Origin of the sequence: Phaeodactylibacter sp. (assembly GCF_040219495.1) — a bacterium.
GTDB lineage: Bacteria > Bacteroidota > Bacteroidia > Chitinophagales > Saprospiraceae > Phaeodactylibacter.
In genome coordinates this window covers 15,379-34,587 of record NZ_JAVJSK010000046.1, presented here as the reverse complement: position 1 = coordinate 34,587, position 19,209 = coordinate 15,379, and the positions used below count along the sequence as shown (strand labels likewise).

Sequence of the window (19,209 nt, the reverse complement as noted above, 5' to 3'; positions counted from 1 at the left end):
TGGGTAAAAATGTCTTGCCTTAGTTGTTGTCCAGAGATATTTGGGGGGAGGAGGAACGCTAATTTATAAAAAAAGCGTTTATACCCTTTCGTATTCCCGGAAATATTCGGAAAACAACTCCAAGATATTCCCGCATCGGCTACAGGTTCTTTAAGCGACGAGCGCTAAATACCTGAGGTAGGTACCCAAATGATGGGCTTGAAAGTATTCAGGCTCCCAGGAGTCCCTGAGCTGTCCACGCTTATCAGCCCGCCAAATATAAACTTCCGCTTCCGTCCACTGCCCCGCCTTTTTTACCTGCCCCGTCGTTTTGGCGTAGTCAGCACCTTCGTAGGCGTCCAGGATTTGACATTCCCGGGGCGAAAGGTCAGGCAGCAAATGCCCACTGACCACCGCTCCGGGCTCGGGGAAGATAGCAGGGTATGGCCGGACCTTTGGCCCGTCGTGAATAGCGAATCGCCGGTGGTCTATTAACGTACTTTCAATATGATGAGGTACCCGGTTCAGGAGGGTGGCTAGTATTTCCGGGAAGAGCAGTGTACCGTAGACAAAAAGCGGTGGCATAGAAGAGGGAGTATAGAACAAAAAAGGGCTGAACGAAGCAGGTTGTACTTTCATTCAGCCCTTTTTACGGCAAAACCGGCTGGTATTACTGAGACTGCAATTGCTCGATCGCACCCTCTGTACCGCCTACCATCATACTGGTGATGATGCAGAGTACAAACAATGCAATAGCGAGGTACCAAGTCGCTTTCTCAATAAAATCGTTAGACTTGGCTGCGCCAAACATCTGATTGGCCTGAGCTCCACCAAAAGTAGAGTCTACGCCACCACCCTTAGGGTTTTGGATCAAAACCGCACCCATCAGCAATACACAGACAAGGGCAGTCACTACAGTCATGGTAATCAGCATATCTTAATCGCTTTTTATATTCAAAATTTGCTGCGCAAAGTAATCACTTTTTTCTGGAAAAACCAACATCAACCGGCGATACATTTCTTCGGCTTTATCGTACTGCCCCTGCCTGGCCAACACTCTCGCCAGGGTTTCTGAGACCAGGTCGCCATTTTCCGTGATGCTTTGGGATACAATTTTATCTACACTACTGGCAATCTGCCGGTTTTTCTTTTTTCGGTATTGCCGCTTGTCTTCCATCTTTTGGGATTCCATGATATCGCTCAGCTGGGTCTGTATATCTGGTGGCTGAAACTGCGCTACCCAGCTGGTGAAAGAACTCTTGGGCCGGGGGGAAGGTGCCGGGTTGTGCAAAGGCTCATGGGGTGCCATACGATCAGCGCCCCCGGTTCCTGCCGTTGTGTACCGGACGGATGGTGCGGTGAGCTCTGCGACTGTAGTTGCAATGGCTATGGCATGATCGAGAGGATTGGCTAAAGCCATATAATTAAGGTGCACCTTGCCCTTTTCTCTACCCGAAAGTGCTACGGTGTCAGCTGTGGCCTTGTTCAGAGCAGACTCCAGCTCTTCCAGCTCCTGTTTTTTCCAAGCCTCGACGGGGTCTTCCGGTAGCTCCCCTTCTTCTGCGAAAGACAGGTCGAGCCCCTCCCCTGCCCCAGCGGTTGGCGTATCGCTCTCGGGGCTGTAGTCTGCCTCGCCGGTTGTCTCAGGCGCACCCGGAGAAAAGTCTATTTCCAGGGGGAGTTCTGAAGTATTGGCTTCTGTATCCAGGTTAGCCAGTTCCAGGGCTTCTTCATCTTTTTCAAGACTATGCAGTTCCAGGTAGTCTTCATTAAGGTGGAAAAGCGACTCCTCCTCAACGGGTTGGAAGTTTTCAGCCACTTCTGCATAGAGCAAACCCCGGTCGCTGGTGGTGGCGGCCACTTTAGCCAGTGCGGAAGCCCAGTCTTCGCGATTGTCCTGCAGGCTTTTGCGCAGCAATAACAATTGTAAAGGCTGACAATAAGGATATTGCATGGCCAGCGTTTTCAACTCCTCAAAAGGTAATTGATGCAGTAATGAGCGGTCTTGCAGGTATCGGCTAAAGTTTTCGGCATTCATGGTTTGAAGTCTGTTAAAGAATCAGGAGTCACACTCCGATGACAAAAAATCACTGCCCGAAACCCTCAAAATAAGAAAAACTTGTTTGATATCAAACTTTCCCTTTCAGGAAGGCCACCAGCTTTTGGACGGCCTGCCCCCGGTGGCTGATGCTGCTTTTCTCTTCCGAGGACATTTGGGCAAAGGTCCGGTTGTAGCCATCGGGCATAAATATAGGGTCATAACCAAAGCCCTGATTGCCTTTTTTATGGTGTATAATCTGCCCCTCGACGACCCCTTCAAACTGATGTTCTTTGCCATCAATGATTAAAGCAATTACGGTATGGAAACGCGCCCTGCGGTCTTCCTCACCTTTCATATTAGCAAGGAGCAGGCTCATATTGGCCTCATCGTCGTGGGCAGGGCCCGCATAGCGGGCAGAATAGACACCCGGTTCGCCATTCAGGGCTTCCACCTCCAAACCGGTGTCCTCTGAGAAGCAATTCACCTTATAATTTTTGTGCACGTACCAGGCTTTTTCAGAGGCATTGCCCGCAATGGTTGCGCTGGTTTCCGGCAGTGTTTCCTCACAGCCGATATCCCCTAAACTCTGAATGTCGATTTTACCATCCAGCAGTTGGCTGACTTCGGCGATTTTGTTTGAATTGCCTGTTGCGAATACAATAGAATGCATAAGTATAATTAGGTTTTCGATTGGTTAAACGTTGAAGCAAGCCTTAAGGGTGCGCCAGAGGTGGCCTGATTTTTCCTTTTTCCCGGCTTTTCGCTCTTCAAAAATCTCAGCGATATCATCTACCTGAATGAAAGCGGTCTCTCCCATCACTACCGGCCGGTAAAGAGGGAGTTGAAAATGAAGGCCCAGCCGTTTTCCATCAATACCAAACAGAAAGACAAATTTAGCCGTACTGCTCCCCTCAAGCTGGCTGGAACTAATGGATTCCTGCTTTGTTAAACAAATATATCGAGTATGTTGTGCGAGGTCGATCTTAGCAGCCCCGAATACTTTGATCAAAAAGTCTTCCATTTCCGCTTGCTGTGCAGTTTCGGCTTGATACCATATCCAAACATCCTTGCCGCCTGCACCTTTGATCGCATTCCGGGGCTGAGCACCTTCCGGAACGGGAAATAGATGAAAATCAAAAAAGGTTGGTTTCAAAATTTTTAGTTTAAATACAGGTTAAATTCCAAATAAAAAACAAGCTTAAGTGTATTTTATTGCTAAATAAAGAATATTTGTATTTTTTTCTTACTTTCGCATAAAAAATATTGCAGATGAAAAATACTATAAAAATTACGAAAGCTCAAAATTCACGACTCTCCCAGGTGGATTTTGACAATATCCCGTTTGGGCGGGTATTCTCAGACCACATGTTTGTTGCAGACTACAAAGACGGAGAATGGCAAGATGCCCGCATCGTACCCTTCGGCCGATTTGACATGCACCCTGCCGCCATGGTACTCCACTACGGGCAGGCGATTTTTGAAGGCATGAAAGCCTCTAAGTCCTTCGACGGAAAGCCGTTTTTACTCCGTCCTGAAATGCATTCCAAACGCCTCAACAACTCCGCCCGTCGCATTTGCATGCCGGAAGTCCCGGAAAGCCTTTTCCTGGAAGCTCTGCATACCCTGATCGACCTGGACAGTGACTGGATCCCTCCTCAGGAAGGCAGTGCGTTGTACATCCGCCCGTATATGTTCTCTATGGATGAATTCATCGGGGTGAAGCCTTCAGCCACTTACCGTTTCATCATCTTTACCGGCCCGGTTGGCCCTTATTACCCCAAGCCTGTCAGCCTGATCGCGGATACCAAATTTGCACGCGCAGCAGTAAATGGTGGTACCGGTGAAGCGAAAGTTGCGGGCAATTACGCCGCGTCTCTGCTGCCTGCCAAACTGGCCAACGAAAAAGGCTACGATCAGGTGATGTGGCTGGACAGCCGCGAATTCAAATATATTCAGGAAGTAGGCACGATGAACATTTTCTTCGTGATTGACGGCAAAGTCGTTACTCCTGCCCTGGACGGTGGTATTCTTCCCGGCATCACACGGGACACCATCCTGAAACTGCTGCCCGATCATGGCTATCAGGTAGAAGAGCGCAAAATAACCATCGACGAACTTGTCGAAGTTTACAAAGCGGGCCAACTGCAGGAAGTCTTTGGCTCCGGAACAGCTGCGGTTGTGGCTCATGTATCCAAGATCGCCTACAATGGCTTTGAAATGGAACTGCCGCCGGTGGAAGAGCGTAAAATCGGCCCCTTCATCAAGGCTCAAATTGACGGCATGCGCTCCGGGAAAATTGAAGACACACATGGCTGGATCGTCCCTGTACAGGGGCAAGCTGTAAACGCATAGATACAAAGGCGTTGAGGCTCCCTTCAGCCCAAATCTTACCTTCATCTGAATATCAACAGGGGTTACTGTTTTACAGCGCCCCTGTTTTTCTTTTATCTAACAGAGTTTATGAACAAGCGTTACTTGCGCTGCCCTGTGCGAAATTGCTATTCCTAAGCTCTAACATACCCGCCTTATGAAAAACACCATCCTCCTGCTGTTACTCAGCGCTTGTTTATTCAGCTGCCAGACGACAGAGACTCCTGCCGACCCCAAATCCTACCCTGCCCGCACCCCGGCCGGTATTAATGTAGTAGTAGAAATCCCGGCCGGCACCAATAAGAAGATAGAGTACCAGCCCTCAAGCGGGAGTTTTGAAGTAGACAAACGAGAAGGGAAACCCCGGCAAATCGACTTCCTCCCCTACCCGGGCAACTATGGTTTTATCCCTTCCACCCGCATGAGCAAGAGCGAGGGTGGAGATGGAGACGCCATTGATGTACTCCTGTTGTGCGAAGCCCTGCCCACCGGCAGCGTCATCGAAGCCCGACCAATCGGGGCATTGCAGCTCCTGGACGAAGGCGAACTGGACACCAAGGTAATCGCCATACCCATAGATACCAATCTGCAAACCCTGGCACCGCAAGACTTCACAGACTTCAGTATCCACTATGATGGTGCACGCCACATCATTGAGACCTGGTTCCTGTATTACGACGGGCTGGGCACCAACACCTTTGAAGGCTGGCTGGACGAATCCAAAACACTAGCCCTCATCGCACACTACGAAGAGTAATTCACCGTTGGTTTTAATCCGGGAGAAGCCGGTTGGCAGATGTTTTCGGCCAAACCCCAAATTTGGGCACCGAAATACCAAATTTTATTTTGCGAAGTGGAAAATTAAAACGACTTTAGCCCCCGAAATGTTATTGTCGGTAGCCGATGGGGGATCCCTAACCAAACCAACACGAATAAGACAAGACATGATAAAAAGACGCCTGTTTTCAATCCTGATTTTGCTCACCGTTTTTTCTGCGCTCCAGGCTCAATCCGGGGACACAGACTTCATGCGTAGCACCGGAAAGATTTACGTCGTTGTTGCTGTCATCCTAGCCATATTTGCCGGTATTGTCATATTCCTCATTTATCTCGACAGAAAGCTAACCAAATTAGAAAACCAAATTAAGGACAATGATTGATCTCGAACCGAAATCACAAACGAGCTTCTATCAGAGTGTTCAAAACTACTTTGAAAAAGCAGCACAGCACACCGGTCTTCACCGTGGATTGCTGGACCAAATCCGGGAATGCAATGCCGTATACCAGATCCGTTTCCCCGTTAAGGTGGGGAATGAGTACAAGGTTATCGAAGCCTATCGCGTTCAGCACAGCCACCACCGCACGCCAACCAAGGGCGGTATACGCTACAGCAACCACGTGAACCAGGAAGAAGTCATGGCACTGGCCACTCTGATGACCTACAAGTGCGCAATCGTTGACGTACCCTTTGGCGGTGCCAAGGGAGGGGTAAAAATCAACCCCTGGGAGTACACCCCTTCTCAGCTGGAAAAAATCACCCGCCGGTACACCACTGAACTCATTGGCCGCAACATGATTGGCCCTTCTGTTGATGTGCCTGCACCGGATTACGGGACCGGCTCCCGTGAGATGGCCTGGATTTTTGACACGTACCGGGCTTTCAAAGGCGGCGACATTGATGCAGCGGGTTGCGTTACCGGTAAGCCGGTCAACCAAAACGGTATCCGTGGCCGTACAGAAGCAACTGGCCGTGGGGTATTTTACGGTATCCGTGAAGCTTGTGACCAGGCCGGAGACATGAAGAAACTCGGACTGGATCCTGGCATTGCCGGCAAGAAAATTGTTTTGCAGGGCTTGGGCAATGTGGGTTCTTACACCGCGACCATTGCTCAGGATGAAGGCGATGCCGTCATTGTGGGCGTTGGTGAAGTGGAAGGTGCGATCTACAACATCAATGGCATCGACATTCACGAGCTGCTCAAGTTCCGGAAAGAAACCGGCTCTATCTTAGGCTTCCCGGGCGCACAAAACCTGGACAAGAAAGACCGGACCCGCGTACTGGAGCTCGAATGCGATATTTTGGTGCCGGCTGCGCTGGAAAATCAGATTACTACGGAGAATGCCCACCGCATTCAGGCCAAAATCATCGCAGAAGCCGCAAACGGCCCGATTACATCTATGGCAGAAGAGGTACTCCTAAAGAATGGCAAGCTGATCATTCCTGATGTTTACCTCAACGCCGGTGGTGTAACGGTCTCCTACTTTGAATGGCTGAAGAACCTGTCCCATATGCGGTTTGGCCGAATGGAAAAGCGTTTCAATCAGCAGATCAACCAAAACCTGGTCGACCTGTTGGAACGCACCACAGGCAAAAGCGTTACGGACCGGGAGCGCATGATGGTGGCAAGAGGTGCAGAGGAAATTGACCTGGTGCGCTCGGGCCTGGAAGAGACGATGATAACGGCTTACCAGCAGATCCGCGAAATCATGCTGCGCAAACGCAAAGTGGAAGACCTGCGTACGGCAGCCTTCGTTAGCGCCATCAATAAAATCAGCAGCGACTATTTGTCGCTTGGTATCTTCCCTTAAATCAGGAGATTAGACCGAACACGTAGCATTCAGCGAGCACTTATCCGGTGCTCGCTGTTTATCAATACACCACTCGAATATTTGGCAAAACAGCGGTTTACGAAATATTTTATTAGCAATTCCGCCTTTTGGTTTTGCAAATAGCTGTTTTTGTCAATATATTGGAGCGGTTTTGAAAATCTGAATAATAAACAGGAAAATGTCGGACAAACTGGACAAAATTGACCTCAAAATTCTGAAAATCCTTCAGGAAAGCAGCAAGATTACCAACCTGGAGCTTTCTAAGCGAATTGGACTTTCCCCTGCCCCAACCCTGGAGCGGGTGAAAAAGCTGGAAAACTCTACGGTCATCGAAAGCTACCATGCCAAGGTAAACCCACAATCCATTGGGTTGAATGTAAAGACCTTTGTATTGGTCTCTCTGGCCTGGCAAAAAGAAAATGCCCTCAACCACTTCCTCGAAAAGATCAAGGAAATTGAGGAAATCACAGAATGCTATATCATCACTGGTGAAGCGGACTTCCTCATCAAGATCGTCTGTAAGGATATTCCAACCTACGAGAAACTCTTGTTTAAGACCCTTTCTCAAATTGACGAAATTGAGCGGCTGAAAACGCTGATGACCCTTTCTACCGTGAAGGACGCCAAGGTACTGCCTTACCGTTACGAATAAGCACTTCGTTCCGCCTGAGATAACGGAGATGATAGCCGTTGCTGAATTAACTACAGCAACGGCTTCGCGTTTTGGGGTTACCAGATTTTTGGGGATACCATCACCCGTCTTCGGGTTCACTTTTGTGCTTTCTCCGCTCCCCACTTCAACTTCACCTCATCAGAAATCACAATACTCCACTTTGATCAACCCGAAAGGCTCCAACAAGCACCGACCCTATGGCACAGCAAAATAACCATACAATGCTCTGGTCAGTCCGGCAGGCTGGGCCGGCCGCTGCGTCCTATGTTTTTGGGACGATGCATGTCAAAGATCATCAGGCGTACACCTTTTATGACTCTGCTTGTACACGTATCAATGAGTGCGAAGCCCTCGCTCTGGAACTTGACCTTGGCCGTATTGATCAGGAAGCACAGGCCCGGCTGATGCAGCAATCGCCGGCACAGTCTCTCGAAACCTTGCTGACAGCCCGGAAACTGGAAAAGGTCCGCCGGTTTTTCCTGCGGGTACTGGAGGTAGATATTTATCCCCTAAGGCAGCTTTCGCCTTTGCTGATCAGCAACCTTATTAACGAGCGCCTTTTGCAGGAAGACCACCCCATTGCGCTGGACGAAATGCTCTGGCGGTACGCCAAGCAACAGGAGAAGCGCATTCTGGGCATTGAAACCTACGAGGAGCAGTTGCAGGTGCTGCAGCAGATTTCGCCAGAGGTGCAGGCTCAGTCTATTGTTGCCATGGCGCAACAATTCAGGCAGCACCGCCGCCACCTGCTCCGCCTTACCGCCCTCTACGCCGGGGGCAACCTCCCCCAATTGCATAAAGCGTCAAAGCGCAGCCTTTCCGGTATGCGCTATCAGATGCTGTACCGTAGAAATGAGCTTATGGCGGAGCGGATTGGTGAAATGATAAACGGGCAATCCGTTTTTTGCGCAATCGGCGCCGGGCACCTTTACGGTGGGAAAGGGGTGCTCCGCCTCTTGAAACAGCAGGGGTTTACCGTTGCTCCAGTTCTCTCGTGATAACATCCCGGTCCTTTTTCGGCAACTTGGCCACCACAAGATGATAGGAATGATCGATGAGCTCCAACAGTAAATCCTCATGCAGCCCATCCTCAAAGAAAACAGTGTTCCAGTGCTTTTTATTCATATGCCACCCGGGGATGATCTGAGGGTGAGCCTCTCTAAGTTCCTGCGCACGCTCCGGCTCACATTTGAGGTTCACCCGGAAGCTTGGTTCGGACAGCCCAGTGGCAGCGAACATTTTCCCCTTCACTTTAAATACCAGGGTATCGGGCCCAAAAGGGAGTGTTTCTTCCACACCAGGCTTATTGAGGCAGTAGATTCGGAAGGCTTCGATATTCATACAGGGTATTTTAGGATTCAAGGTAGGCCTTTTAGGGCATAAATGGCAATGCCTGTTTTCCGGCAAGGGATTTTTTTTATATTTGGGGCGTTATCAAAGCAGGGGCAGCAGATAGCCCGAAGCCCCTCTTTATGGTTCCAGTTCCGGCCCCGTAGTTCAAGGGATAGAATAGGTGTTTCCTAAACACTTGATCCAGGTTCGAGTCCTGGCGGGGCCACCAGGCCATGACAGGGCGAGAAGCCTGTCCCGGTCTAGCGAAGTAGGCCCACAAGGCCGTCACGTAGCTTTACCGGGAAGTCCTGTCGGGGCCACCAGGCCATGACAGGGCGAGAAGCCTGTCCCGGTCTAGCGAAGTAGGCCCACAAGGCCGTCACGTAGCTTTACCGGGAAGTCCTGGCGGGGCCACCAGGCCATGACAGGACGAGAAGCCTGTCCCGGTCTAGCCATGCGACTTCTCCGAAGTCTTGCAGTGTGTACTGCCTGTACGATACTCATCATTTGATGCTTTACAAAGCACTAACAAAGCAACTGATCAACAGGGAGCAGCGCAATCTTGTAGCCCCGCATTCCAGACAGTTGCCTTCTAGATCTGTAGATTTGTTCGTACTTTCGACGATTCAATGGATGCCCGCACTCAACAACGATATCAAGGTTGTCTCACCACACCGCTGCTTTGGAAGGGCACGGGGGTATCTCCCTTTCAACAAATGGAGTTCTCGCTTCTCCCTGAGCCGTTGGATGACGCCGTAACCTTCAGGCAATACCGTCTTGGAAAACTTGTTGAGGAATTCATTTTTTACGCGTTAAAAAAGACCCCTTCGGTTTCCTGGATTTGCGACAACCTCCAAATTCAGCAGAACCAACGAACGGTTGGTGAATTTGATGCTTTATTCTATTATGAAAGCCGCCCCGTACATTTGGAGATAGCCTATAAGTTTTACCTGTACGACACTCGGGAAACATACCGGGAGCCCCTGGCACAATGGATTGGCCCCAACCGTAAAGACCGCTTAGCACAAAAACTGGATAAGCTTCACCACAAACAATTCCCGCTCCTTCACAGCGAATTAGCCGGGCAGTACCTGGAACGATATGGCTTGACTTCCGAATCCATGCAACAAATGTTGTGCTTTAAAGCACAGCTCTTTTTGCCCTTTCAAAACCAGGAGCTTGACATTTCACCACTGAACAGGGATTGCATCGCCGGGGTTTATCTTACCTTTTCTGAGATGCAGCCCTTTCGAACTTGTGCCTTCTTTATACCACAAAAGCAGGACTGGCTCATCGCACCCCACCACGATATCGGCTGGATCAACTACGCTGACGCACGGAAGGTCATAAAAGCAGCAATCGAGAAGAAAAGGTCGCCTTTGGTTTGGATAAAGCAAGATGACGGAGCAATCCTCAAGTGCTTTGTTGTATTCTGGTGAAGCTATTCAGCCTGCCTGCTTTTGGCCAGACGACAATTTCCCTTTCCTACAGCGCATAGCCTTCGGTTGACAGGCAGGTGCACAAGGAAAAGAATATGGGACAGGCTGATTTTCTTAGCCCATCCTGCTTCCTTCATCGGTCAAACCGATGCATTTGTCAAATCCAGTTGCCTGATGATGATAATTTCGGTAAATTAGGTGAGTAAATTATTAACAAGTAAATCACCTGCATACAGATGAAAAACACTTACCTCATTCTCTTACTCTCTATTTTTACAACCTTTGCCGCACAGGCCCAACTACAGCCCGGTGCCTGGGCTACGCCTTTCACTCTCACCGACATCAACGGCAATGAACATCGGCTTTATGACTACCTCAGTGAAGGCAAGCCTGTGGTCATGGTGATCTCGGCTGCCTGGTGCGCGCCTTGCTGGTCTTTGCACACAAGTGGTGTCCTGGAGGAAGTCTATAACACCTATGGCCCGGAAGGCAGTGACGAAATCATGGTCATCTTTATAGAAGGTGACCCCGGCACTTCTTACGAACAGCTGACCGGACAAGAGGGCCCTTCCCAAGGCAATTGGGTCAATGGTACCGTTTACCCCATGATTGATGTAGAAACCTTCCAACTGCCGGCAGCCTACGGACTGCAGGCTTTTCCAACGGTCGTAATGATCTGCCCGGACATGCAGGTCAAGATTCCACAGATGTGGTCAGGCCTGGGTAACTGGACTGTAAATTATGTAGTCAACCAGGCCTTCTCTTGTGAGTCGGAATCGCTCCTTGAACAAGATGCCGCTATTCACACCTATGATATTGGCAATAGCTCCTGCTACGATGGAACCGTTGCGGCCAACCTTTACAATACCGGTAGCACCCCACTGACCTCCGCCACCCTGGAACTGCGGCGCGACGGGGAAGTACTCGACACCTACGAGTGGACCGGATCCCTGCCCACCGGGGCCGAAACGCCCATCTTGTTTGAAGAGGTCGACCTGCAGCCTGGCCTCAATGCCTTCTCAATAGCGCTGGCTGATGCTGACGACGACCCCTCCAATAATGAAGTAGCCATTCCTTTTCTCAAAGCCCCCGAAGTCTCTGTAAACCTGGACCTCTACATTCAGTCGGATAGCGATTCGGAAGACCACAACACACGCTGGGAAATTGTAGATGAAAACGGCAATATCGTTGCTGAAGGCGCACTGGCCAACAGCACTTACGAAGAGCGCAGCCTGTCGCTCGAAGTAGAGGGCTGCTACGAAATACACGTGTACGATGAGGAAGGAGACGGGATCAACGAAGGCGGCTTTATTTTGATGCTGGATGAGTTCGGCACCCCTATTGCGGACCTCAGCAACTTTCAGCAGACGGAAGTATCCCGGAAGTTCCTGGCACTCGTGAATATCAGCAACACATCATCTGTACATGCTGTGAAAGATTGGACCATTTTCCCAAATCCGGTTCAGGATCTGGTTCAGGTAGCGTATACGCTGGAGGAAGGCGGAGACATCCAACTTTCCTGCCTCGATGCTGCCGGCAGGGTATTGCGTACACAGCAATTTACGGCAGTACCCACTGGAACCCATCAAACTGAATTCAACCTGAAAGGGTTGCCGGGTGGATGGTATCAGGTTCAGATCACCACGCCTCAGGGTTCGGCTTCGAAGAGTATCATTAAGCAATAAACTTCATATGCGGGTAGTGGTAAAAATGAGCTGTTTTCAATCTCACGATCCTGCTACCTATCGTCTGCCCAGTCATAGAGAAGCCCCGGCGAAAAATTTCTGCCGGGGCTTTTTGTTATTTAGCGCTTATTGGGGTTTTGGGGTTGGAGCGAACATAGCCCGCAGTGTAAAACCCCAACAAGTTTTAAATTACTTGACATCCATGCCTCTGACGAAACGCGAAAGCACGCCAGGCAAAAAGCGCTTCAGGTAGATGCCCATGATTTCCCTGCCCCCGATATAGGCCTCTTCCTTTTTTTTGTAAATCGCACGCAGGGCTTTCTGAGCAAAAGCTTCAGGTGACAGCCCGCCTTTTGTGGTTTCTGCCATTTTATTGTTGGGAGAGCCATCTCCGGTTAGCGCGTTGATACTAACATTGGTATGCACATAACCCGGGCAAATCAAAGTCACACTGATATTCTTACTGTAGACTTCAGCGCGCAGGCAATCGAAAAAACCGTGCAAAGCGTGCTTGGACGCCGCATAGGCCGACCGGCGTGGCGTACCGATTTTGCCCATCACGCTACTGATGGCAACAATATGCCCGGTCTTGCGCTGCCGCATGTAAGGCAGTACCGCCTTGGTGACCGCTACAGCTCCTATGAAGTTGACATCCATGATTTTCTGATCTACGGAAAGCGCAGTATCCGCAACCAACGACCGCTGTGAAATGCCGGCGTTATTGATCAGGATATCAATTTTGCCGTAGTGGTTGATGGCACGAGCGGTAATGCCCGAGATTTTATCATAGGCAGTCACATCCATTGACAAAAGCAGGACACGGCTGTTGCGCGGGCAATTTTGCTGAACCCGCTGCAGCTCCTGCTCATTGCGCGCTGATAAGATCAGGTCTGCTCCTTTCTCAGCAAAAGCGTATGCCAAATGTTCTCCTATTCCAGATGAAGCGCCGGTGATCCAAATTACTTTGTCCTTGAAGTGCATGCTTACATTTTTGCGCAAATTAACCGAAAAAAGTGAAATCCTCAGGTTATAGCCGCTGAAATACTAACGGCGATAGCCTCCGCCAAAAAGACATTGCGACTGTAAACAGACTACACTAATCCAAAAAGCTCTATATTACCTTTTACAAAATCAGTATGGGGCCTAAGCGTAAGGCTGGAAGCGATTTACAAGGTTGAAGTGGATCAGAAACGATGTCATTCGGTTTACAGAAAACATACGCTATGCCCAAAATCCGGATGCGACCGGGCTAACCTTTAATTCCACCTGCATCATTAATATGAAGACCATCTACTTTGTCAGACACGCTAAATCAAGCTGGGAGAATACTGGCTTAAGAGATTTTCAAAGGCCACTCAACGACCGGGGGCTCCGGGATGCGCCATTCATGGGCAAACTGCTACACGCCAAAGGCTTGCACCCCGACCGCATCATCACCAGCCCTGCTGTTCGCGCCAGAGCGACCGCTCATTACTACGCCAATGCGATGGACTACCCCAAAGGTGACGTACAGGAAGAGCCCGTAATCTATGAAGCTTTCCCCGATGACATTTCCCGGCTTATCCAGCGGTTTGATGCCAGCTGGAATGTAGTCTACCTCTTTGGGCACAACCCTACCTGGACAACCCTGGCCAACTCCTTTTCTGAAGCCTTTATTGCCAATATTCCTACTTGTGGCACGTTTAGGGTAGATGCGGAGGTCGACGACTGGGCCGCATTCACGGCTCAAACCGGCAGGTTGAGCGAATTTCATTACCCTAAACAGTATTTTTCCTGATGAAATCCTATTTATTGTTGATCTCCTGCTCTCTGGCCTTACTACTGTCTAATTGTGAAAGCCCAAAAAGCAAACCCAAGATACCGGAAGCGCAGCTCGTCAGCATACTGGCAGACATTCACCTGGCAGAAGCTGCGCTTCAGGCCCTCAGGGGAACAACCAAAGACAGCGTATCCCAATTGTATTATCACCAAATTTATGCCATTCACCAGGTTGATTCCGCAACCGTGCAGGCCGCTCTACAGGAAATGCGGGAACAGCCAGAGGGTATGAAAGACCTTTACGACCAAGTGATGGAAAGGGTCGAAAAGCTCAATGTAAAGACTAAAGATGCTAAGCCCCAGGATTGATCGCTATTTCTTAACATATACTTAATGCCCCTTTAGCTTAATCCGGCCTCCTAAGCCTTTAACTTTGACGGCATGCGACTTGGGCTATGTCATTAGCCTGCTTTTTCAACCAATTCACTACATAGATGGACCCTGTCAAAATTCTCATTGTAGATGACGAACCAGATATACTAGACTTCATCAAGTATAACCTGGTCAAGGAAGGATTCGAGGTCTTTACCGCATCTAATGGAGAAGACGGCATCAAGACGGCTGAGCAGATCAAGCCCCGATTGATCATTCTGGATATCATGATGCCCAAAATGGATGGCGTGGAAGTTTGCCGTCAGTTGAGGAGCAAGCCAGCGTTTGAGCATACCATCATTACGTTCCTCACAGCCCGGGAAGAGGATTACTCCCAGATCGCAGCCCTTGATGTCGGCGGGGATGACTACATCACGAAGCCCATCCGCCCCCGCGTATTCCTGAGCCGCATCAAAGCCTTACTGCGCCGCTCTGAACGCCGGGAAGAAGAGCAGGAAGCGCCTAACACCCTGAGTATTGGCGACCTTATTATCGACCGGGACCGCGTAACGGTAAGCAAGGGAGAGGAGGTTATTGAATTGGCCAAAAAAGAGTTTGAATTGCTGTTCCTGCTGGTCTCCAAGCCCGGAAAAGTCTTTTCCAGAGAAGAAATCTTCAATAAAGTTTGGGGTACGGATGTGATCGTTGGCAACCGGACCATCGACGTTCATATCCGGAAGCTGCGCGAAAAAATCGGGGATCACTATATCAAAACCATTAAAGGGATTGGTTATAAGTTCGAATTTTGAATGGTGCTGCCACCTGAGACTGCTTCCATAATCCCATTAGCCTTTCCTGGCCCTGATAAGAACAGATCATAAACTGATGCTAAAAAATCCTACTCCGCAGCAGATTGCACAAATCGTTGCTCTTTACATCACAGCCTCTTCCCTGATCGTTTGGGGACTGCTGGAGTTTGTACGGGCTTATTTCTCATTAACTTATTTGTTTACCCTCGCGCTGCTGGGGGCTGCCTTGTTCACTTCAGCTTACCTCATTACCATCTTTTACCTGCGTAAGTACATCTACCGCAAGATCAAGCTTATCTACAAGACCATCCACGAGCATAAGGTTTCGCCACAGGAAAAGAACAAACATATTGACGTCCGGGCCAACATCATTGATGAGGTGGAAAAACAGGTTACAGAATGGGCCGAACAGCAGCAGGAAGAGCTCGACAAGTACAAAGCCTGGGCTGAGTACCGCCGCAACTTCGTGGGGGATATTTCCCACGAGCTTAAAACGCCAATCTTTAATATACAGGGGTATTTACACACCTTACTCGACGGTGCGCTAAAAGACCCTACTGTCAATACTTCTTTCCTGAAAAAAGCAGCCAAAAACCTGGAGCGGCTGCACATTATTGTAGAAGACCTGGAGGCCATCTCCCGACTCGAGTCCGGTGAGCTCATGCTCGAAATCCAAAGCTTTGACATCCGCGATCTGGCGGCAGAGGTCTTTGAAGATATGGAATTCAAGGCCAAGCAACGCAACATCACCCTTGAGTTCAAGGACGGAGCCTCTCAAAGTTTTAAGGTTCAGGCCGACCGGGATAGCATCCGTCAGGTCCTCACCAATCTAGTGAGCAATTCCATCAAGTATGGAGAAGAAAATGGGCGGACGCGAATTGGCTTTTACGACATGGACGGTAACATACTGATCGAAGTGGCAGACAACGGGCTCGGCATTCCAAAGAAACACCTCAACCATGTTTTTGACCGCTTTTACCGGGTGGACAAGAGCCGATCCCGCGAACGTGGGGGCTCCGGACTGGGGCTGTCTATCGTCAAGCATATTATTGAAGCGCATAAACAGACCATCAACGTGCGGAGTACGCCCGGACTGGGCTCTACCTTCGGTTTCACCCTGAGAAAGGGAGCTTAAACCTTACTTCTGACCCAGCCGTTCTACCTTTCCGGAACCCCGATAACCATTAGGAGCCAAAGTGATGCCAGCACACCCGGTATTACGGCTTCTAACGGATCAGATTGACCTCACCGGTCTGCTCCACCACCGTGCCGTTGCTGCGTTCCAGCACCAATTGGTAAGCATAAACGCCACCCGGTGCGGCCTCTCCTCTGTATTGCCCATCCCAACCCGTTTGCCCCGGGGTAAGTGGGAAGTCTGATTGTTCAAAAACCAGCCCTCCCCAACGGTTAAAGATGCGGAAGCTGACCCCCCGGATAAATTCCGGCCCGGCATAAGGCAACAAAGAATCGTTGATGCCATCATCATTGGGAGAAAAAGCACTGGGAACATAAATACGCTGCACCGCATTCACCTCCACCACAATCCTGGCCGTAACTACGCAGCCATCTGCGGTAATGCCCGTAACGGTATAGGTGGTGGTCCGGTCCGGGCTAACTCTCACGTTGGCGCACCCTTCACAAACTGCTGGCTCCCAGACCAAGCTGTCGGGCAGCTCCGGGTCTCCATCGGCAGTTTGGACAATCAGGTTCACCGAGTCGCCCAGCGCAACAACCGGTTGCAGCCCCTGCATGGAGGAAACCAGCTGAATAGCAGCGGGAGCGCTCTCTTCCAGTTCGAGCGCTGCCACTCCTTCGCACCCTCCTCCGTCCTGCGCGCGTACCAGATAGCTGCCAACATCCAGCCCTTCAAAGGCCGGGAATTGCTGAAAAGGCCCGCTGTTCACGCTAAACAGATAGGGTGCCTGTCCGCCGGTGACACTATCGACCCGGATTTCTCCCTTACCATCGGCAAGACAGCCCGGGGCCGTTGCACTCAGTACCAATACAAGATCCACACGGTTATCCGTCACTTCAACCGTGGCAGAATTTGTACATCCTGTATTGTTATCGGTTACCTCCAACGCATAATTCCCGCCCACGGCTGTAGCCGGGTTGGAGCGATCGGGATCAGATAAAACACCACCGTCCAGGGCTGACCAGGAGTAAGAAAGCCCGGGCATGGCGGGGCCGCCCAGTACCACTTCTTCCGTTTCACAGTCTAAGCTCAGCGGCCCGCCGGTTACCACTTCTGGTAATGGCAGAATCTCGAAGTTGAACAGGGCAGAGTCAGGCTGGCAAATCCCGTTATTTTGCAAGTAGCCCATTTGGTAGTTGCCGGGCACCTCCAGCCCTGCAAGGTTGAGCAGTCCCGTACCGGAGTTCAGCGTGTTATCAGGCACCTCCCCTTCCAGCACCTGCCATACACCTCCCGGGTCGGCCCCGGCCAAAATGGCATTCAGGTCTAGCAGGCTGTCTAAAGCCGCACAAAAAGTCAGGTCCTTCCCTACCCCGGCAGCCGGAAACGGGACTACAGTAAAGTTCAACTCTGGCAGCACCCCATCGTAGGTGCAAGCCGGAGTACTATTGTCAATGAATGACGAAACAGCAAAAGTCCCCTGTGTAGTCACGGGTAGGGAAAGGGCATTGATCCCTGCCTGCAGCCCGGGCAAGGTATTATTGAGCCCGTTGTAGGTATACGTTACGGTGAACGGCCCGGCGCTCTCTGTATCAATGTTCAGCAGCAGGTCGAGGCTGCTGCCTTCACAAACCTCCGTACTGCCTTCCAATTCCAGAGCATAGTCCGGGCAATTGAGGGTAAGACAGCCACCTGAGAAGGCCGGGCTCAAACAGCCTTCAGCGGAGACGGCGAACAGTTCATAGTTGACTGACTGCCCCTGCATGAGCCCGGTTATCAGATAGGAAGTATCCGAAGTGAACGCCCCGGCGGGTGTATCAAGCACATCAATTTGGTAGGTATCCGCTCCGGCAACAGGCGACCACGACAGCTCAAGGCTGTTTACCGTGGCATTACAGTTTACTTCGGTTACCGGATCAGGGGCCGATTCTATAGTGAGGGTTGCGGCAGCAGAGGCTTCGCAGACCGGGCCAAAGCTGATGTCATCCAGCGCAAAGTCATTCCCGGTAGACTCCTCGTTTACGTTGGTGATGCAAATTTCAACAGCTGTCAAACTGCCTGAATTCCAGGTGGCATAGAAAGGCGTCCACTGGCAGGTAGCTGCAGGAGCCTCTACCGTGCTGCCGAGCAGTACACCATCAAAGGAGAACTGAAGAATAGCAGGGTTCTGCGCGGTCACAGAGGCTACCCAGGCTGAGAAAGCATAGTCCGTCCCCGGGCTCACACTCACCACCTGACACCAGACATCATCCTGCTGATCAGCGCTGTTGACCACCATCATGTTGCCCATGCCGGTGGTTTGGTCGCCACAGGCTGCGAAATCTTCGTGCGTTGCATTCGGGTCATCACTAACCAGGTATTCCCCTTCGTTGTGGAGCGGCCCGTTTGGGCCACCGCTCGCGGGGCCATAGTCTGTTGTGAACCCCAAATTGCCCAACTCAAAGTCACCGTTGAAGATCAGGTTCTCACCGATAGACAGAGCCGTCATCGTATAGGTCTGGGTAGCGCCCGGCGTTGCAGTAGTACTGGCAGCAAAGGGGTCCGCTAAGCCCGCAGCGGGAGTCCATTGAAAAGCAAAGGGCGGACTGGAAAAGCTAGCGGAAAGCAGTACCGGGCTTCCGGCGGTGCAAAGAACAGTGTCCTGTGTTACAGCAACCGAAAAGGCATCACAGTTTTGTGCGAAACTCATCTTTCCTAACAGCATCAATACGAAGCCAAAGCTTGCTAAGCGGATATTCATAGCGTTGCATTTTATCGAAGAATAAAAGCAGGAAGGCAGGCTGTGGCCTACCACTGAGAAGGCTGGGGTAAAATTCGGAGATTTGATTTGTTGCTGTAGCAGAGGCAAAGATATAACAATCTGCCACAAGTAGAAAGGAAGCTTTACGGAACGGCAGGGCCCGGATTGGTATTCCCACAGGGGCTAGTGCCCATAAAAAACGCCCCGAAAGCGATCAGTTGCTTCCGGGGCGTTGTATACCGCGCGCGCAGCGCGCGAAAATCAAG

The 19,209-nt window shown here is 50.6% G+C and carries 20 protein-coding genes and 1 tRNA gene; 13 read left to right on the top strand and 8 right to left on the bottom strand.

Annotated elements, in window-relative coordinates; translation table 11 throughout:
• Window positions 1-150: 150 nt before the first annotated feature.
• The 5 genes from RIC19_RS06535 to RIC19_RS06515 all read right to left on the bottom strand — a co-directional run bounded on the left by RIC19_RS06535 (window position 151) and on the right by RIC19_RS06515 (window position 3,173).
• Window positions 151-618 carry a gamma-glutamylcyclotransferase family protein gene (locus RIC19_RS06535; protein ID WP_350177492.1) on the bottom strand — a complete coding sequence of 156 codons (468 nt, stop codon included), beginning with the start codon at window positions 616-618 and terminating at the stop codon, window positions 151-153.
• A gap of 31 nt (window positions 619-649) precedes the next feature.
• A complete protein-coding gene (gene secG / locus RIC19_RS06530) occupies window positions 650-913 on the bottom strand; it encodes a preprotein translocase subunit SecG (RefSeq protein WP_350177491.1) in 264 nt (87 codons plus the stop codon).
• A 3-nt stretch (window positions 914-916) separates the two neighbouring features.
• Window positions 917-2,017: a DUF8458 domain-containing protein gene (locus RIC19_RS06525; protein WP_350177490.1), complete on the bottom strand. Its 1,101-nt coding sequence runs from the start codon at window positions 2,015-2,017 to the stop codon at window positions 917-919.
• Window positions 2,018-2,108: 91 nt separating this feature from the next.
• Window positions 2,109-2,696 carry a non-canonical purine NTP diphosphatase gene (locus RIC19_RS06520; protein WP_350177522.1) on the bottom strand — a complete coding sequence of 196 codons (588 nt, stop codon included), beginning with the start codon at window positions 2,694-2,696 and terminating at the stop codon, window positions 2,109-2,111.
• An 18-nt stretch (window positions 2,697-2,714) separates the two neighbouring features.
• Window positions 2,715-3,173 carry a hypothetical protein gene (locus RIC19_RS06515; RefSeq protein ID WP_350177489.1) on the bottom strand — a complete coding sequence of 153 codons (459 nt, stop codon included), beginning with the start codon at window positions 3,171-3,173 and terminating at the stop codon, window positions 2,715-2,717.
• Window positions 3,174-3,289: 116 nt separating this feature from the next.
• On the opposite strand from RIC19_RS06515, the gene RIC19_RS06510 reads away from it, so the two are divergent.
• The 6 genes from RIC19_RS06510 to RIC19_RS06485 all read left to right on the top strand — a co-directional run bounded on the left by RIC19_RS06510 (window position 3,290) and on the right by RIC19_RS06485 (window position 8,671).
• Entirely contained in the window at window positions 3,290-4,372 is a 1,083-nt protein-coding gene (locus RIC19_RS06510; RefSeq protein ID WP_350177488.1) for a branched-chain amino acid aminotransferase, read from the top strand.
• A 175-nt stretch (window positions 4,373-4,547) separates the two neighbouring features.
• Complete coding sequence (locus RIC19_RS06505) at window positions 4,548-5,147, top strand: inorganic diphosphatase (RefSeq protein WP_350177487.1); 600 nt, start codon at window positions 4,548-4,550, stop codon at window positions 5,145-5,147.
• Window positions 5,148-5,274: 127 nt separating this feature from the next.
• A complete protein-coding gene (locus tag RIC19_RS06500) occupies window positions 5,275-5,550 on the top strand; it encodes a CcmD family protein (protein WP_350177486.1) in 276 nt (91 codons plus the stop codon).
• Entirely contained in the window at window positions 5,543-6,979 is a 1,437-nt protein-coding gene (locus tag RIC19_RS06495) for a Glu/Leu/Phe/Val family dehydrogenase (protein ID WP_350177485.1), read from the top strand. Before RIC19_RS06500 ends, RIC19_RS06495 begins: the two co-directional genes overlap by 8 nt.
• Window positions 6,980-7,178: 199 nt before the next feature.
• Window positions 7,179-7,652, top strand: coding sequence for an Lrp/AsnC family transcriptional regulator (locus RIC19_RS06490; protein ID WP_081968960.1), 474 nt, complete (start codon window positions 7,179-7,181; stop codon window positions 7,650-7,652).
• A gap of 242 nt (window positions 7,653-7,894) precedes the next feature.
• Window positions 7,895-8,671 (top strand): TraB/GumN family protein, encoded by a 777-nt coding sequence (locus tag RIC19_RS06485; protein ID WP_350177484.1) that lies wholly within the window; start codon window positions 7,895-7,897, stop codon window positions 8,669-8,671.
• On the opposite strand, the gene RIC19_RS06480 is transcribed toward RIC19_RS06485, so the two are convergent.
• A complete protein-coding gene (locus tag RIC19_RS06480; RefSeq protein WP_350177483.1) occupies window positions 8,646-9,014 on the bottom strand; it encodes an MmcQ/YjbR family DNA-binding protein in 369 nt (122 codons plus the stop codon). The genes RIC19_RS06485 and RIC19_RS06480 overlap by 26 nt on opposite strands.
• A 145-nt stretch (window positions 9,015-9,159) precedes the next feature.
• Between RIC19_RS06480 and RIC19_RS06475 the strand changes: the two genes are divergently transcribed.
• The 3 genes from RIC19_RS06475 to RIC19_RS06465 all read left to right on the top strand — a co-directional run bounded on the left by RIC19_RS06475 (window position 9,160) and on the right by RIC19_RS06465 (window position 12,129).
• Window positions 9,160-9,234: transfer RNA gene (locus RIC19_RS06475), tRNA-Arg, on the top strand.
• A gap of 487 nt (window positions 9,235-9,721) precedes the next feature.
• Window positions 9,722-10,444 (top strand): DUF1853 family protein, encoded by a 723-nt coding sequence (locus tag RIC19_RS06470; protein WP_350177482.1) that lies wholly within the window; start codon window positions 9,722-9,724, stop codon window positions 10,442-10,444.
• A gap of 236 nt (window positions 10,445-10,680) precedes the next feature.
• Window positions 10,681-12,129 (top strand): T9SS type A sorting domain-containing protein, encoded by a 1,449-nt coding sequence (locus RIC19_RS06465; protein ID WP_350177481.1) that lies wholly within the window; start codon window positions 10,681-10,683, stop codon window positions 12,127-12,129.
• 189 nt (window positions 12,130-12,318) lie between these two features.
• On the opposite strand, the gene RIC19_RS06460 is transcribed toward RIC19_RS06465, so the two are convergent.
• On the bottom strand, window positions 12,319-13,110 hold the full coding sequence (locus tag RIC19_RS06460; RefSeq protein ID WP_350177480.1) for an SDR family oxidoreductase: 792 nt from the start codon (window positions 13,108-13,110) through the stop codon (window positions 12,319-12,321).
• Between the two features lie 193 nt (window positions 13,111-13,303).
• Between RIC19_RS06460 and RIC19_RS06455 the strand changes: the two genes are divergently transcribed.
• The 4 genes from RIC19_RS06455 to RIC19_RS06440 all read left to right on the top strand — a co-directional run bounded on the left by RIC19_RS06455 (window position 13,304) and on the right by RIC19_RS06440 (window position 16,203).
• Window positions 13,304-13,906, top strand: a complete 603-nt coding sequence (locus RIC19_RS06455; RefSeq protein ID WP_350177479.1) for a SixA phosphatase family protein — start codon at window positions 13,304-13,306, stop codon at window positions 13,904-13,906.
• Window positions 13,906-14,256 carry a DUF4296 domain-containing protein gene (locus tag RIC19_RS06450; protein ID WP_350177478.1) on the top strand — a complete coding sequence of 117 codons (351 nt, stop codon included), beginning with the start codon at window positions 13,906-13,908 and terminating at the stop codon, window positions 14,254-14,256. The genes RIC19_RS06455 and RIC19_RS06450 overlap by 1 nt, the downstream gene beginning before the upstream one ends.
• A 125-nt stretch (window positions 14,257-14,381) precedes the next feature.
• Window positions 14,382-15,068, top strand: a complete 687-nt coding sequence (locus tag RIC19_RS06445; protein ID WP_350177477.1) for a response regulator transcription factor — start codon at window positions 14,382-14,384, stop codon at window positions 15,066-15,068.
• A 76-nt stretch (window positions 15,069-15,144) separates the two neighbouring features.
• Window positions 15,145-16,203 carry a sensor histidine kinase gene (locus RIC19_RS06440; protein ID WP_350177476.1) on the top strand — a complete coding sequence of 353 codons (1,059 nt, stop codon included), beginning with the start codon at window positions 15,145-15,147 and terminating at the stop codon, window positions 16,201-16,203.
• A gap of 91 nt (window positions 16,204-16,294) precedes the next feature.
• Here the strand turns inward: RIC19_RS06440 and RIC19_RS06435 are convergent, their stop codons facing one another.
• The gene (locus tag RIC19_RS06435; protein ID WP_350177475.1) at window positions 16,295-18,943 is read right to left on the bottom strand and encodes a T9SS type B sorting domain-containing protein; all 2,649 of its coding nucleotides are present in this window, start codon (window positions 18,941-18,943) and stop codon (window positions 16,295-16,297) included.
• Window positions 18,944-19,209 lie beyond the last annotated feature (266 nt).

What these genes read in the sequence shown, in the direction of transcription:
- RIC19_RS06460 (WP_350177480.1), bottom strand. Translation starts at nt 13,110, where the DNA reads ATGCACTTCAAGGACAAAGTAATTTGGATCACCGGCGCTTCATCTGGA.
- secG (WP_350177491.1), bottom strand. Translation starts at nt 913, where the DNA reads ATGCTGATTACCATGACTGTAGTGACTGCCCTTGTCTGTGTATTGCTG.
- RIC19_RS06535 (WP_350177492.1), bottom strand. Translation starts at nt 618, where the DNA reads ATGAAAGTACAACCTGCTTCGTTCAGCCCTTTTTTGTTCTATACTCCC.
- RIC19_RS06485 (WP_350177484.1), top strand. Translation starts at nt 7,895, where the DNA reads ATGCTCTGGTCAGTCCGGCAGGCTGGGCCGGCCGCTGCGTCCTATGTT.
- RIC19_RS06435 (WP_350177475.1), bottom strand. Translation starts at nt 18,943, where the DNA reads ATGAATATCCGCTTAGCAAGCTTTGGCTTCGTATTGATGCTGTTAGGA.
- RIC19_RS06490 (WP_081968960.1), top strand. Translation starts at nt 7,179, where the DNA reads ATGTCGGACAAACTGGACAAAATTGACCTCAAAATTCTGAAAATCCTT.
- RIC19_RS06440 (WP_350177476.1), top strand. Translation starts at nt 15,145, where the DNA reads ATGCTAAAAAATCCTACTCCGCAGCAGATTGCACAAATCGTTGCTCTT.
- RIC19_RS06445 (WP_350177477.1), top strand. Translation starts at nt 14,382, where the DNA reads ATGGACCCTGTCAAAATTCTCATTGTAGATGACGAACCAGATATACTA.
- RIC19_RS06510 (WP_350177488.1), top strand. Translation starts at nt 3,290, where the DNA reads ATGAAAAATACTATAAAAATTACGAAAGCTCAAAATTCACGACTCTCC.
- RIC19_RS06465 (WP_350177481.1), top strand. Translation starts at nt 10,681, where the DNA reads ATGAAAAACACTTACCTCATTCTCTTACTCTCTATTTTTACAACCTTT.
- RIC19_RS06480 (WP_350177483.1), bottom strand. Translation starts at nt 9,014, where the DNA reads ATGAATATCGAAGCCTTCCGAATCTACTGCCTCAATAAGCCTGGTGTG.
- RIC19_RS06525 (WP_350177490.1), bottom strand. Translation starts at nt 2,017, where the DNA reads ATGAATGCCGAAAACTTTAGCCGATACCTGCAAGACCGCTCATTACTG.
- RIC19_RS06505 (WP_350177487.1), top strand. Translation starts at nt 4,548, where the DNA reads ATGAAAAACACCATCCTCCTGCTGTTACTCAGCGCTTGTTTATTCAGC.
- RIC19_RS06500 (WP_350177486.1), top strand. Translation starts at nt 5,275, where the DNA reads ATGTTATTGTCGGTAGCCGATGGGGGATCCCTAACCAAACCAACACGA.
- RIC19_RS06450 (WP_350177478.1), top strand. Translation starts at nt 13,906, where the DNA reads ATGAAATCCTATTTATTGTTGATCTCCTGCTCTCTGGCCTTACTACTG.
- RIC19_RS06495 (WP_350177485.1), top strand. Translation starts at nt 5,543, where the DNA reads ATGATTGATCTCGAACCGAAATCACAAACGAGCTTCTATCAGAGTGTT.
- RIC19_RS06470 (WP_350177482.1), top strand. Translation starts at nt 9,722, where the DNA reads ATGGAGTTCTCGCTTCTCCCTGAGCCGTTGGATGACGCCGTAACCTTC.